The sequence below is a fragment of the Paenibacillus phytorum genome, from assembly GCF_013141715.1.
In the GTDB taxonomy this organism is placed as follows: domain Bacteria; phylum Bacillota; class Bacilli; order Paenibacillales; family NBRC-103111; genus Paenibacillus_E; species Paenibacillus_E phytorum.
This window is the reverse complement of sequence record NZ_WHOA01000241.1, coordinates 48,035-61,557: the sequence shown is the minus strand read 5'-3', so window position 1 is coordinate 61,557 and position 13,523 is coordinate 48,035. Positions and strand designations below refer to the sequence as shown.

The window sequence follows — 13,523 nt, the reverse complement described above, 5'->3', positions numbered from 1 at the left end:
ACTACTACGCGTGCAGCCCGTTTTTCCCCTGTCAAATAGGTTTGCTTATGGACAACATGGGAGGTAACATGGAACCGTTATGCGTAGATGAAAAGAAGCGAAAACCGCTTTGGACCAAAGCTTTTCTAATTACATCTCTATCCAACTTACTGCTTTTCTTTAGTTTTCAAATGCTCATACCAACGATACCTACACATGTGTCGCAATTAGGCGGTAATGATATTCAAGTCGGTCTCGTCATTGGCATATTCACGATTTCTTCACTGCTTACCCGCCCTTTTGCTGGGCGAGCGCTAGATTTGTTCGGAAGAAAACATGTACTTCTGGTTGGACTCGCAATCTGCGCGCTAACCATTGCCGGTTACACCTATATGGCTGCTGTTACGCTTATTCTTGCTGCACGCTTTGTTCATGGGATCGGTTGGGGTATGTCCACAACCTCCTTAGGAACGGTTATAGCCGACATCATTCCAGCTGAGCGCCGTGGAGAAGGTATGGGTTATTACGGGTTGTCCAACACATTCGCTATGGCGCTTGCACCACTTACAGGACTGTGGTTGATGCAAACCTATGGCTTCCCCCGTGTGCTTTTAATCTCAACATGTTTAGCACTGCTTTCCTTGTTTAGTTCTCTTTTTATTACCTATACCAAGCCGATGCCTGTCGAAAAGTCGGCTCAAAGGCCGAAGCTTATGGATCGCTTATGGGAACGAACCGCAATGCTTCCCTCCGGTTTATTGCTATGTACAGCAATTTGTTATGGAGGAATTGTGACCTTTATTACGCTGTTCGGCCACGAAGCCGGCATTTCGAATGTCGGTTGGTTCTTCCTATGCAATGCCTCCATGGTGCTCATAGTAAGGCCAATTACCGGTATGCTTTTTGATCGAAAAGGACCCGAATGGGTGCTCCTACCCGGCGCTCTCTTTACCCTTGCTGGTCTCCTGCTTCTTTCTTATGCTCACTCAGAGGCCAGTTTGGCCGCAGCAGCGATATGCTATGGCATTGGCTTCGGATCCTTGCAGCCAGCATTGCAGGCTTGGACCATCGCACGTGCTGCGCCAAATCGCCGCGGCGCAGCCAACGGAACCTTCTTCTCGGCCAATGATCTCGGCATTGGATTAGGAGCGATGGTTTTGGGAGCTCTCGCTAACATAAGCGGGAGTTATGCGTTGATGTACCGTTACTCGACTGTGCTTATTCTTGTTTTCATCCTTATTTATGGATGGTGCTTTTGGCAAGCTCGACGAGGCGTTCAGGTGGCACAGCACTAGCATGCTTCTCGTAACCTTATCGGATAACATTTTGACCGATCGTAAATGATGGATAGACGTTAGGCTCGGAAGTCAATTTCCGAGCTTATTGTTGATGTGCGAATAGTAACGTTGGTGTATAAGCTCGGATACCGAGTAAAAAATATCGTCAACGAACCAACCCGCTGCGACGAAGCTCACCGAGTAGAAAATCACCAGGAGGAACATTGGTTATGGCTAGCAAATAAGTAATACCCCGTTCATAACAAAATGCCCTAAGCGTTTGTGTATATTGCAAAGCAGCTTCTCTGTATGCTTGCAGCACTTTACTGCTCATCGCTACTTCCTTAGCTGCTCCAGACTCACTGTCTATTAAACGCAGCTCCCCTGTAAGGTCCGGGTTAATTTCCTCGGGGGCAAGGACTTGGACGGCAACGACTTCTTGCTTCGCAGCAAGCAAGTACTTTAACGATTCTTCAATGCCCTGTTCGTACAAAAAATCCGAAAATAACCAAGTCATCCCCGCCTGCCGCGGTAAAATGGATGGATTTCGAAAAACGGCCCCAATATCCCCGGTTCCCTCCGTTTGACAACTAGCCAAGAATTCAAAAAGCTTTAAAGAGCTGCCTTTTCCACGAAGTAGTTTCTGTTGCTTGGTCATTTGAGTTGTAAAAGCAGCCGCGCTTACACGGTCAAAACGGTTCAATGACATATAACCAATTCCTGCTGCCAACTGTCTGGCATACTCCCATTTGGAGAGCCGAAGGCTATCTGCTCCCTCTCCTCTGCCAAAATCCATCGACTTGGATGCGTCTAACCATAAATTAACCTGCAGCTCCTGTTCATCCATAAAAAGCTTGATGAACGGCTTTCCCGTTCTACCAAAAGCATGCCAATCTAGCTGCCGAGTATCATCACCAGGCGTATATAAACGATAATCTGCAAACTCCATGGAAGAACCCATATCCCTTGATCGCCTTTTCCCCTGCATCGTCCCACGTATTCGGTTTTTTGCAGCTATACTCATTTGATCCAGCCGACGCATAAGTGTAGGGTCAAGTAAATTTGCTCCGCTGCTCATCGCCTATTCTCCATGGAACTGATAATTGCTTGAATGATCTTATCTGGTGAAACCCCCATAGCTTGACCTTCAAAATTCAGAAAAAGACGATGCCGCAATGCGGGAATGGCCACCACATGTAAATCTTGTTTAGAAACATGAAAACGACCCGCTAGGAAAGCTCTCACTTTTGCAACCCCTATCATGGACTGAACGCCCCTGGGACCTGAGCCAAAACGAATATATTGTTTGACCTCTTCGGGCGCCGTCGCTTCTTCAGGATGCGTATTCATAAGCAATTGAACCGCATAATCAAGTACATCCTCAGCGACAAGAATTTCTTTTAACCCCAGTTGAATATCCTGTAAAAGAGCGCCATCCGCGACTTTTTCGGCCTGCTGCTGCTTAGCTGACGTTGTGCGCAGGACAATTTCTTTCAACTCGGTTTTGGTTGGATAGGTTACATTAATTTTAAGAAGAAACCGATCAAGCTGCGCTTCTGGCAGCGGATAAGTACCTTCCTGCTCTAACGGATTTTGCGTAGCTAAGACGAAAAAAGGTGATGGCAGATGGTAGGTTTCTGAACCAACGGTAACTGTTTTTTCCTGCATCGCTTCAAGGAGGGCACTCTGAGTCTTCGGTGTTGCGCGATTAATCTCATCAGCGAGCACAACATGGCCGAATAGAGGACCTTTTTGAAATTTATAGGACGTATCACCTTTCGTTCCAAACTGAATGACATTCGTCCCCGTAATATCTGCCGGCATCAAATCAGGCGTAAATTGAATACGTGCAAAGCTTAGGTCCACGGTATCTGCGATCGTTTTTACGAGCATCGTTTTGCCGAGACCGGGAATCCCCTCAATAAGAGCATGTCCTCCCGCTAATATGCACCATAGCAACTGTTCCACAACCTCATGCTGGCCAACGATGACGCGACCGATCTGTTCTTTCATCTGTGTGACTGCTGATCCCCACGCATCTAATTGCTCTTTCGAATCGACCATCTATTACCGCTCCCCCTTCATCGTTCATTCCTCTTAACGCTGTGGTTGAATTTCAAGGAAATAGTCTCTTACTAAATTTTGCATATGTTGTGGAAGTTCGGAACGATTCAATGCACTAGAAGCCTCTGCCGCGTAATCAGCATAAACATCTTCATACGGCCGAGATGCACCGTCCAAAGCCGGCGCTGAGCCGCCTTGACTCACTTCTCCGCCGCTGCCGCGCGTTGGCCCGCCGTCGACGTACGTGCCGCCGGTACCTGAGCGCTCGCGTGGCGTCGCCACGAGTCCTCGCGAGCCCGCGCCGGTGCCGCCCTGTGTGCCGCCCTGTGTGCCGCCTGCTCCGCTGCCACTGCCTGCACCACCCGCATTCGCGCCGCCGGTGCCAGTACCACCCGCACCTGCGCCACCGGGGCTGCCGCTGCTGTTGCCATTGCCACCGCTAGCAGGCGCTCCGCCTGCACTTGCGCCTGGCGCCGCACTCGCGCCCGCACTGCCCGCAGCTGGCGACGCGCTAGCTCTCGGCGCAGCAGCGCCTGCCGCGGCAAGCTGCTCCGCGCGGCCGCCGGGCGCCCACGCTTGCCCGGGCTGCGCGCCGCTCGCAGCAAGCTCGCGTGCCTGCGGCAGCGCACCCGCGGCGAGGCTCGCCGCAGCATCAGCAGCCTGCGCCTGCTGCTGCGCTAGAGTTTGCTGCGCTGCGCTAGCGGCAGCAAGCCCGGCTTGCAGCTTGGCCAGCGCAGCACCAGCGTCTTCGCCGCTTCGCAGCGCGCTGGCGGCCTGCTGCAGCTGCTCGCGAAGCTGCTGCTCAGCTTCCGGCGACGCGGCCGCAGCGGAGGCCGCAAGACGCTCTAGCTCACTTGTGAGCTGCTGCTTCTGCTGCGACGTCATCTTCTGCACCTGCTCGCCAAGCTTCGCTGCCTCGCGCTGAATACTCTCCGAGCTCTTCTGCTCGAGCGCTTTGCCTAATTCACGAAGCGCTTCCGTTCGCTGCATCGACTCTGCCCATTGCTCGGAGCGTTGTTTTTGCTTTTCCATATCCCCAATACTCGTTTCCATCTTCTTCAATGATTTTTCCAGTTCATCCAAGGCCTTCGCCGATGTCGGAGTTTGACTTAATCTACGCTCCAGCTCTTTTAAATCCTCTGTCATCTGCTTTATGACTGGGAGCGGAGAAGGCTTCGCTGCCAATTGCTTAACAAGTTCATCCACCTGTTTTTTCTGCACTTCTACCCATGCTTTATCTTTTACAGCATCACGTAGAATCACATCTTTCGGATTTGGCAGAAGGAATAGCAAAACCAATACAAACAATGCGCAAATTCCGGGCAACCATCTATTTCTCGGAACCCTCATGGAAACAACCTCACTCAACTTTTCCTCTACAAAAAGATTCCCTTTCTCAAGGGCATCCTGCCTTTGCAGAGAGGCTACCAATGAAGTTTGATCCTGATGAATGAGAGCTGTTAATATCCGATCTTCCAACCCATGCTGATCAAGTAGTCTTGCCGCATCCACATCCGTAGGTCGACGAAACAACAACCAAATAAGCCCAATCCCAACGATTGCTACCAAGCTGAGCAACGCGCCATAACGATATCCACTAATCAAGAAGAGGCGTCCACACACCATCCACATGCAAGCAAGCTCAATACCCATTGTCAAACTACGAATGAAATAATCCAGTCCCTTTGCTTTTAACAACCGCATTCGTACAGGCTTTAGCAGCATATCTAATGTTGCAAATTTCAAGTGCTGACAGCTCCTCTCTGATCATTAACTTTACTTTACAATAAATTTCTTCCTCATTAGATTCTTATCAAATGCTATTTCTTCCGTTTCATAATCGGCCTTAAATACCTCACACTAAGCCAGATCAGGACAATCAGGAGAACCGTGTAGCTGCCAACGAAAATATGCCACATTTGCAGCAGCTTATGCCCTTTAAACAATTCCTTGGCAAAATCAGGAACCATCAAACTTGCAAGGACAGCCATCGGGTTAAAACTCAGGAAATAACCAAGTATTTCCTCATTCATCCCTTGCCTTCCTAAATTACCGAAGAAAAGGCCAGCAAGCGCTGTAAACCCAAAAACAAATAGTACAAAACCATAGGTCGCTATCACGGAGATAACCGTCTTCTTTAGAATTGTTGAAAAGAAAATCCCAACAGAACCAAAGAGAATCATAACGAATACATAAAAAACAAATACAGAGAGAACTTGTTTGGGAGAGACGCCCCCATATAAGAAAACAATACTGTACAGCGGCATCGTAGCCACTACTGTCAGCAGCATGAAACTCAGGGAAGCAAACAGCTTACTGAGAATAATCGTCCCCGAACTCTGTTGCGTCGTAAGCAGCATATTTAAAGTCTGTTTTTCACGTTCTCCACTTACAACCCCAGCTGTCAAACCTGGCGTCATAAAAGCGATCAAGACAAGCTGCGCTCCACTTAAAAAGTAAAAAAGTTCACTGCTTCTCGCTGCATTAAGCACCCCTGCCTGCTGGTTACTCATGTTTATATAAGCAAATCCGAGGGCAAACAGGCCGATGGCTAGCAGATAAACCAGGATTGAGATCGGAGATCGAATGGTCCGCATGCGCAAGCGAAATTCTTTTTCCATGACAGGATTAATCCAATTTAACTTGCTGTTCATCGTGCGCTCCGCCTCCTTTCGTTATTTCGAGGAATACATCTTCCAAATTCGTCAATGCTTCGCTAAACGAAAGGAGAGGAAAGCCTTTTTCAACCAACCGTGCAAGTAAAAGAGATTGATCCTCATCCGTCCCGCCAAAGTGAATGTGCAAACCTTTCTCATCGTTAAACACCATTGTGACATGAGGCTGTTGTTCAAGGTACACCAATGCTTCTTCCGTCCTATTCACCATACGTACTTGCAGTACACGATTGGCTTTCATCCTGCTTTGAATCTCGGATACTTTCCCTTTTGCAATAAGCTTCCCATATTCAATAACCCCGATTTCATCAACCATTTCGGCCAGTTCAGGCAAAATATGCGATGAAATAATGATGGTTTTACCCATAGCTTTGAGCTCTTTAAGTATTTCTCTCATTTCAATTCGTGCTCTAGGATCAAGTCCTGAAGCCGGTTCATCGAGAATAAGTACCTCCGGCTCATGAACCAAGCATCTAGCTAAGCAAAGACGCTGCTTCATTCCTCTTGATAATGAATCCACATAGAAGTCTGCTTTTTCCGATAAATTGACAAGGTCTAGGAGCTGAGGAATCAGCTTTAATCGTTCGGATCTAGGAATACCATAGCTTGCGCCATAGAAATCCAGATACTCTGTGGCTTTGAAATTGTCATACACGCCAAAAAAATCCGGCATGTACCCAATCAGCTTACGAACCTCTTTCGGCTTCTCCGTAACATCATATCCACCAACCTTGGCTGTACCCGATGTCGGGCTTAAAAGAGTCGCAAGGATGGACATCGTTGTCGATTTACCCGCTCCGTTGGGGCCTACAAAACCAAATACGGTTCCTTTATCGATTTGCATGGTTAAAGAATCAAGTGCTGTGAAGTTACCGTATCTTTTCGTTAATTCCGTAGTCGTAATCATCGTTTCACCGATCCTTCCAGAGAAACGGCAGGGATTCGGAACATGGTATGATTTTGTACCGTGGTTACTTTCATGCGAATCGATTTCCCCTCTAGCAAATATGGCTGCAGCTTGTCTCCCTCCCAGGATTGGAATGATTTTAAGGTGAATGGCTCCCAGGCCTTGGTCTGTGAATTCCATAAATCCAAGGTTACATCCGGATTGGGATCGCCCGTCATTTCCATCGTTTGATAACTGGCACCCGCAATGAAAGGCAATTGATAATTAAGCGTAACATCTCCGCTGCCCATTTCCATGAAAGGACCATTTTGGATTTGAATGGAGCTCATTTTCAAATGATTATCGATCAATTCAGGTACCATCGTCGTGCTTGGAATTATAATTTTACCGTCAGGTGCCACATAATCAATCTTCATGTCCTGGGCTATAAGCGTCAACTGCTCAGCCGGTATGCTACCGCTTGAAGATAGGTTTAAGGAAGTCTGCTCCTTTAACCACCCTATAATCATCGGATCAAACCCTCCTGAAAACGTGGACTTGCGATGTAAATACGTACTTAACATGGAACGCTGATGCAAGCCCGTATCATAACCGTTATTCCCACTAGGATATGGATAAGCAATCTGCGCAACATCGGGTCCATTGGAGATTCCGAAACCATTCGCCGTATCAAAACTGGCTGAAGCTCCGGCCTTTACGGAACCGATTTTGACAAACGACTGATTAACCAGCACGGCTACATCTGTCAAATCCTTCTTCGTATTGTTCGTTATTTGCCCTTTTGCTCCTTTGGCGGATAATTCCGATATGCTGTAGTCAAGCGTCCCTAACTGAACCGGCTGTTCCTCGTCCATTGTCAATTTGCTTATCGAAGAATATGGGATATCCTGTAATCCTACGATAGCTGTTTCCTGTTCTTGTCTAATCATAAGCTCACTTCGATCATGCAGTTGTAAGCTAGGATAAACTTCTCCTTGCATAAAAGGAGATACGGCTGCTTTTCCAGGGAATTTAAGCTCCATACTGCCGCCCTTTGGTAAAAATACAGACAACGTGGACTGCTTGATCCCTGAGCCTGAGCCATTTAATGTAATCGTATTAAACGTTTGAGCCATTGTACTCCCGCGATTGGACGCTCCAAATTGAAAAATTCCGATACTTGTCGCGATAGCTGCTACAGGAATGACGAACCAAGCCCATTCTCTCCGATCTAGTCGACGTAAAATCATATATAGTAGCGGCCCAACAACAATCGCATAAATCAGTAAAACTATTGCAAGTATAGGCAGTTTAGGCGGCTGCAAGGATGGGAAATATTCTAATGCCCGGTCCAACTCATAGTAGGGATCATTGCCGTACCTCATCTGGTTTAAATTAAAGGCATTCGCAGACTCTAATGGTCCTGACAGCATTTGCTCCCATAATCTAGCATTCCCGTTCCATGAGGCAAGTGGATTTAGAGATAGATCATACGCCACGTAGGTCACGAACCCGCTCCCATACGCACCTCTCGCATATATTGGAAACGTTCCGTCGGTAACAACCGATTCAGCTCCTTTAACCAGCTTTGCTTGTGAAAGCGTGAGCGGCTGTGTAAGGATCAGTTCCTTCTCCCCCACCTTAGCGAGCTCAGGAAGCTCCTTCACTGTCGTTGTACCTTGATATGTCACAGGAGACGCTTCTGTGAAAGTTGCAGCAGTCTTCGGATAGCCAGCACCGCCAGCTAAGAGGAGGGTCCCGCCTCTTTTTGTCCATTGCAGGATGGCTTGTACTTGCTCACCAGTCAGTGTATCCGAGGCAAAATCGTTTAAAGCAAGGACATCTAAACCATCTAAACCCAAAGCCTCACGCGGAATATCTGTTTGTTTAAGATGAAGAACATTGAGCTTCTTGCCCGACTGACCGAGCAGCGAAAGGAAGTTTAGTGTATCTACATCTCGAGCTAAAACGCCAACCTGTAAAGTCTCTTTTGGTAAAGGGAAGGCTTCCAGATAGGTCTTGCCGTCTAACGTTTTTTTATTTCCATTTTTTAGTGATTTTTCATAAAAGGCTATCGTATTATTGCTCTTTGTATACGCGTAACCAGGTAAGAGCATGGTTACCACTTTCGTGCTGCCTTTTGGAAGCTCGACATGCTCCACATAGCTAAAATCCTTGCTACGATTCGGATTGGCTACCTGTACCACGAGATCGCCGGATAAGTCAGCTCCTTGATTATGCAGTGTCATTGTAACAGGCGTCCAACGCCCCTGCTTGACATTGGAAGCACCGAAGCCAACTTCCGATTGGATCTCAATCATCGCTTCATCCGCACTAACTACACTTGAGATGGGAACCAAAGCTTGGAAACATAAAGCTAGGATCGCACACACTAGAAAACATGTGAGTCGAAATGTACGTTTCTTAAACGAACTTAATTTCACGCTGTGAACTCCCTTCTATTCATAACCTACTTCATAACTAGACGACAAAATTGGAAAAAAGTTTCAATTTCTAGCATAAAAAACAAACCGCTTCGCTGATAACTTCAGCTTGGCGGTTTTCCAAATCCTCTATTCATTTCTTGCTTTGAATTGCAGTAATCGCACCCATTTGAAGGTTAAACCGATCATAATAACGAGCGAGGCCGCCACAATAGGGATCCATACATGCAGCATCTCATAATCATGCAGCAGCCAATCAATCATTTTCTCATCTTTAACGAACATTTCCCCCGCTGTATATCCCAGAATGCCAGCCCCCATAAATACGAGAATTGGAAATCTATGCAGCAGATCCATCACTAGCGTACTTCCCCATATAATGATGGGGATACTGAGACCTATACCAAGAATGATGACTGTATTGTTCCCATTCCCTTTAGCTGCAATCGCAAGAACATTATCCAAACTCATAACGAAATCCGCTACAACAATCGTCCATATCGCTTTACCAAGCGTAGAGGCTTCTTTCACATTAGCATGACTGTCATCATCCGTAAGTAGTTTTATTGCAATCCAGAACAACAGAATGGATCCCCCTGCTTGAATATAGGGAATATCGAGCAGACTTACGGCAACTAAAGTTAAGATCAACCGCAAGGCTATAGCCCCGAAAGCTCCCCACCATATGGCAAGCTTACGCTGGGCAAGCGGCAAATTTTTGCTCGCCAATGCAATAACAACGGCATTATCACCGCTAAGCACAATATTGATCAACATAATTTGTAAAAACAAAATGAGCGCATCAATCATGCTTTACAACCTCCCAAGATGCATGGCAAGCAGGTGACGATGTCTGCGATCCTAGCGGCGAATATAGTTAGAATAAATGGGAGTCCGACACCTTCTTCATTTGTCCATGAACAATTTCAATGGTTTCTGTTTGTAAGACTGCTTTCTCAATTAATTCAGGTAAAAAGTCCATGCTCATTTCGATTTTCTCAACCATACGCAAGTTAGGATTGGTACTTGGGGATGGAGGAAGAAATAAGGAACAGCAATCCTCGTAAGGCAAAATTGAGATCGGGAAAGTGCCTATGGATTCGGCTATTCGAATAATCTCTTGCTTGTCCATCATCATGAGCGGCTGTAAAAGCGGCAGAGTTACAACACGCCCTATGACATTTAGGCTTGGCAGTGTTTGACTAGCCACCTGACCTAAGCTTTCACCGGTCACTAACGCACTTAAACCTTCTCGATCTGCAATCTGTTCGGCAATGCGATACATCGCTCTTCGTATAAGCGTTACTAATAAATTATCTTGATACTCACGGTGGATAGATGTCTGTACATCCGTAAATGGAACCAAATGAAGCTTCAGGGAATCCGTATAAGCAGACAGTTGGTGTGCCAATTCAATCACTTTATCCTTCGCACGCTCGCTGGTGTAAGGATAACTATGAAAGTGAATAGCCTCGATAGAAAGTCCCTTACGCATCGCTAACCAACCGGCAACCGGACTATCAATTCCCCCAGATAGCATCAACAGCGCTTTTCCGCTAGTTCCAGACGGGAATCCCCCTGCCCCTTCAATAACCTCTACATACATGAGTACTTGCTCTTCGCGTATCTCCACCCGCAACTCAACCTCAGGATCATGAACATCCACCTGAAGACCCGGTGATGCTTGGAGCACATAGCCTCCAACCAAATAATTCATTCGCTGTGAATCATATGGAAATGATTTGTTCACTCTGCGAACGGTCACTTTAAAGGTTGCTGGTTGTTTAGGCAATGCCTGCATCATACGCAGCGCCATCTCTTGAATGGCTTCGACCTCCATTGGAGCATGATAGGCAGGACTAAACGACGCAAGTCCAAAAACGCGTTGCAAAGCTGCTGAAGCTTCTTCATAAGCTGCTCCCCCTAGCTCCACATATACGCGTCCAAACTCGGGAATATACCTTAAATCAGGAAATGAGCCTAAAACTTTACGAATTTGAGTCATGACGCTTCGCTCAAAACTCTTCCGATTTTTTCCTTTGAGCATCATCTCGCCAAAACGCAAAATTAAACAATCCGGTTTCATCTTCGGTTCCCCCTTCTGACTGATGATTTGCTGAGCATGGGAGCAAGTTCCTTCACGACCTCCCGCAATGCGGTGACGAATAATGCTATCTCTTCTTCTTGATGTTCGTCAGAGAAGCTAACTCTAAGTCCGCTGACAGCTCTCTCTCGACTACAGCCTAAAGCTAGCATCACCGTACTTGGATCTGATTCCTCTGAAGCACAGGCTGATTTCGTAGAAATGTAGATTTGTCGCTGCTCGAGAGCATGAACGACAACCTCAGCCTTCATTCCAACGAAGGCAAAGTGAACAATATGGGGAGCCATCTCCTCTTCCTGTTCGGATCCTGTTAGGGTAAGCTCAGGGATCGATGAGATACAATCCACAATCATACGTCTTAACCGATACTTATGCTCTGTTTTGGCAGTAAGGTTGTCTACGGAAAGTCGGAGCGCTTTGGCCATTCCTACAATGAGTGGGACGTTTTCCGTACCGGAGCGAATGCCATATTCTTGACCGCCTCCTAGAAGCAGCGGCTTGAGCTGAACACCCTCTCTGCGGTACAGAAACCCAACTCCCTTAGGACCTCTGAATTTATGAGCAGATGCACTGCATAAGTCAACGCCCCACTCTTTAGGGTGAAAAGGAAGCTTTGCAATGCCTTGAACGGCATCAACATGAAATAACACCTTTGGATATTGAGCTAACCATCGGCCGATTTCTTGGATAGGCTGAATCGTACCTACTTCATTATTGACATACATCACACTGACAAGGATGGTATCTTCTGTTATTGCTGCTTGAAGGGTCTCTAGCTCAACACACCCCTTGCTATTCACAGGTAAATAAGTAACTCGAAAACCCTCACGCTCCAGTTCGAGAAAAACTTCCTTCACCGAGGAGTGTTCGATTTGCGTAGTAATGAGATGCTTACCCCGGTTTTGATAGCTGTAAACGGCACCTTTAATCGCCAAATTATTACTTTCCGTTCCGCCGGACGTACATATAATTTCAGCAGGCAGCACACCTAATGCTCCTGCAATCACCTCTTTGGAGCTGTTTAGCAGCTTCTCCGCTTGTATCCCTAATCGATGAATCGAAGATGGATTTCCATAATGTTCCTTCATCACTTCGGCTATCGTATCAATGACTTCTTCATAAAGTGGCGTTGTCGCCGCGTAGTCCAAATAAAGCATTTTTGCTGATTCCCCTTTTTCACGCTCTTGCTGCCGCGCACAATCAATTTAAATTCCTTTCATCATTAAAGCCTAAAACAGGGCATAACTCAAGCATTCCCTTGGTAACACAAAAAGCCGACCTCCGCATAAACATGCGAAAATCAGCTTTTTAGCTAACGATTATAACGAAAAATTCTGCCTGTGACCCATCACCTTAGAGATGTAGCCTTGCGTTTCCCTTGGCAGTAAATGGAGTTTGTTTGCGAGATCCTGATCAGTTTTAATGCCTAATCGGTCAACACGTCCAGGCCCGGCATTGTAAGCCGCAAGAGCAACTCCTTCATTTCCGTTGTACTTTTTAATTAAGTTGCTAAGGAAATGAGTACCCGCATCCACATTTTGCTTAGGATCAAATGGGTTCGTCACACCGAAGCCGCTGCCTGTCCCATCCATAAGCTGCATTAAACCTTTGGCACCTGCCGGCGATACGGCCTGGTGATTGAACTCTGATTCTTGCTGAATAACTGCCTTGACTAGCGAGGTATCCACACCGTATTTATAACTTGCCTCTTGGATTAAACCGTCAAACTGTGAAACCGAGGATGCTTTGCTCACTGATTGTAGCGGTGTATAAGCTCTATTCAAAGCTCCTAAAGAACTTGGCATACTGTTTGTCGTATTACCTAACATGGAAGATAAAGTGTCTTGGCTTGTAACGCCAGTTCCACCAGATTGTCCCATAATCGTGTCGAGCAATGCACTAAAATCGCCTGAATCATCCATACTGGATGCCGCGGTTTCACCGGATAGTAAACTCATTTTACCCATCAACTGAAGCTGGAGCAATTCTTTCATTACTCTAGGATCAATGCTGTTCGTGCTGTTCATCCGTCAGACCTCGTTTCTATCCATTCATCGTTGTCTTCATTGTACACGTTTTGTGCCCTGACGACCA

At 46.7% G+C, this 13,523-nt stretch carries 11 protein-coding genes; 1 reads left to right on the top strand and 10 read right to left on the bottom strand.

The genetic code is table 11. The annotated features are described in order from the left end of the window. The first annotated feature begins 68 nt into the window (after positions 1-68). Positions 69-1,274, top strand: coding sequence for an MFS transporter (locus GC098_RS33415; RefSeq protein WP_171648338.1), 1,206 nt, complete (start codon positions 69-71; stop codon positions 1,272-1,274). Between the two features lie 148 nt (positions 1,275-1,422). Here GC098_RS33415 and GC098_RS33410 read toward each other — a convergent pair whose 3' ends face one another. From GC098_RS33410 to GC098_RS33365, 10 genes are all read right to left on the bottom strand, one after another. After that, on the bottom strand, positions 1,423-2,334 hold the full coding sequence (locus GC098_RS33410; RefSeq protein ID WP_171648336.1) for a DUF58 domain-containing protein: 912 nt from the start codon (positions 2,332-2,334) through the stop codon (positions 1,423-1,425). Next, entirely contained in the window at positions 2,331-3,320 is a 990-nt protein-coding gene (locus GC098_RS33405) for an AAA family ATPase (RefSeq protein WP_171648334.1), read from the bottom strand. Before GC098_RS33405 ends, GC098_RS33410 begins: the two co-directional genes overlap by 4 nt. A 33-nt stretch (positions 3,321-3,353) precedes the next feature. Next, positions 3,354-5,066 carry a DUF8809 domain-containing protein gene (locus GC098_RS33400; protein ID WP_171648332.1) on the bottom strand — a complete coding sequence of 571 codons (1,713 nt, stop codon included), beginning with the start codon at positions 5,064-5,066 and terminating at the stop codon, positions 3,354-3,356. A gap of 74 nt (positions 5,067-5,140) precedes the next feature. Further along, a complete protein-coding gene (locus GC098_RS33395) occupies positions 5,141-5,974 on the bottom strand; it encodes an ABC transporter permease (protein WP_171648330.1) in 834 nt (277 codons plus the stop codon). Further along, positions 5,949-6,902 carry an ABC transporter ATP-binding protein gene (locus GC098_RS33390; RefSeq protein ID WP_171648328.1) on the bottom strand — a complete coding sequence of 318 codons (954 nt, stop codon included), beginning with the start codon at positions 6,900-6,902 and terminating at the stop codon, positions 5,949-5,951. Before GC098_RS33390 ends, GC098_RS33395 begins: the two co-directional genes overlap by 26 nt. Then, positions 6,899-9,325, bottom strand: coding sequence for a DUF8726 domain-containing protein (locus GC098_RS33385; RefSeq protein WP_171648326.1), 2,427 nt, complete (start codon positions 9,323-9,325; stop codon positions 6,899-6,901). The genes GC098_RS33390 and GC098_RS33385 overlap by 4 nt, the downstream gene beginning before the upstream one ends. A gap of 129 nt (positions 9,326-9,454) precedes the next feature. After that, on the bottom strand, positions 9,455-10,135 hold the full coding sequence (locus GC098_RS33380; protein WP_171648324.1) for a TerC family protein: 681 nt from the start codon (positions 10,133-10,135) through the stop codon (positions 9,455-9,457). 67 nt (positions 10,136-10,202) lie between these two features. After that, positions 10,203-11,411: a tRNA uracil 4-sulfurtransferase ThiI gene (thiI, locus tag GC098_RS33375; RefSeq protein ID WP_171648322.1), complete on the bottom strand. Its 1,209-nt coding sequence runs from the start codon at positions 11,409-11,411 to the stop codon at positions 10,203-10,205. Then, positions 11,408-12,586 carry a cysteine desulfurase family protein gene (locus tag GC098_RS33370; protein ID WP_171648320.1) on the bottom strand — a complete coding sequence of 393 codons (1,179 nt, stop codon included), beginning with the start codon at positions 12,584-12,586 and terminating at the stop codon, positions 11,408-11,410. The genes thiI and GC098_RS33370 overlap by 4 nt, the downstream gene beginning before the upstream one ends. 162 nt (positions 12,587-12,748) lie before the next feature. Then, positions 12,749-13,456 (bottom strand): lytic transglycosylase domain-containing protein, encoded by a 708-nt coding sequence (locus GC098_RS33365; protein ID WP_171648318.1) that lies wholly within the window; start codon positions 13,454-13,456, stop codon positions 12,749-12,751. Positions 13,457-13,523: the final 67 nt, after the last annotated feature.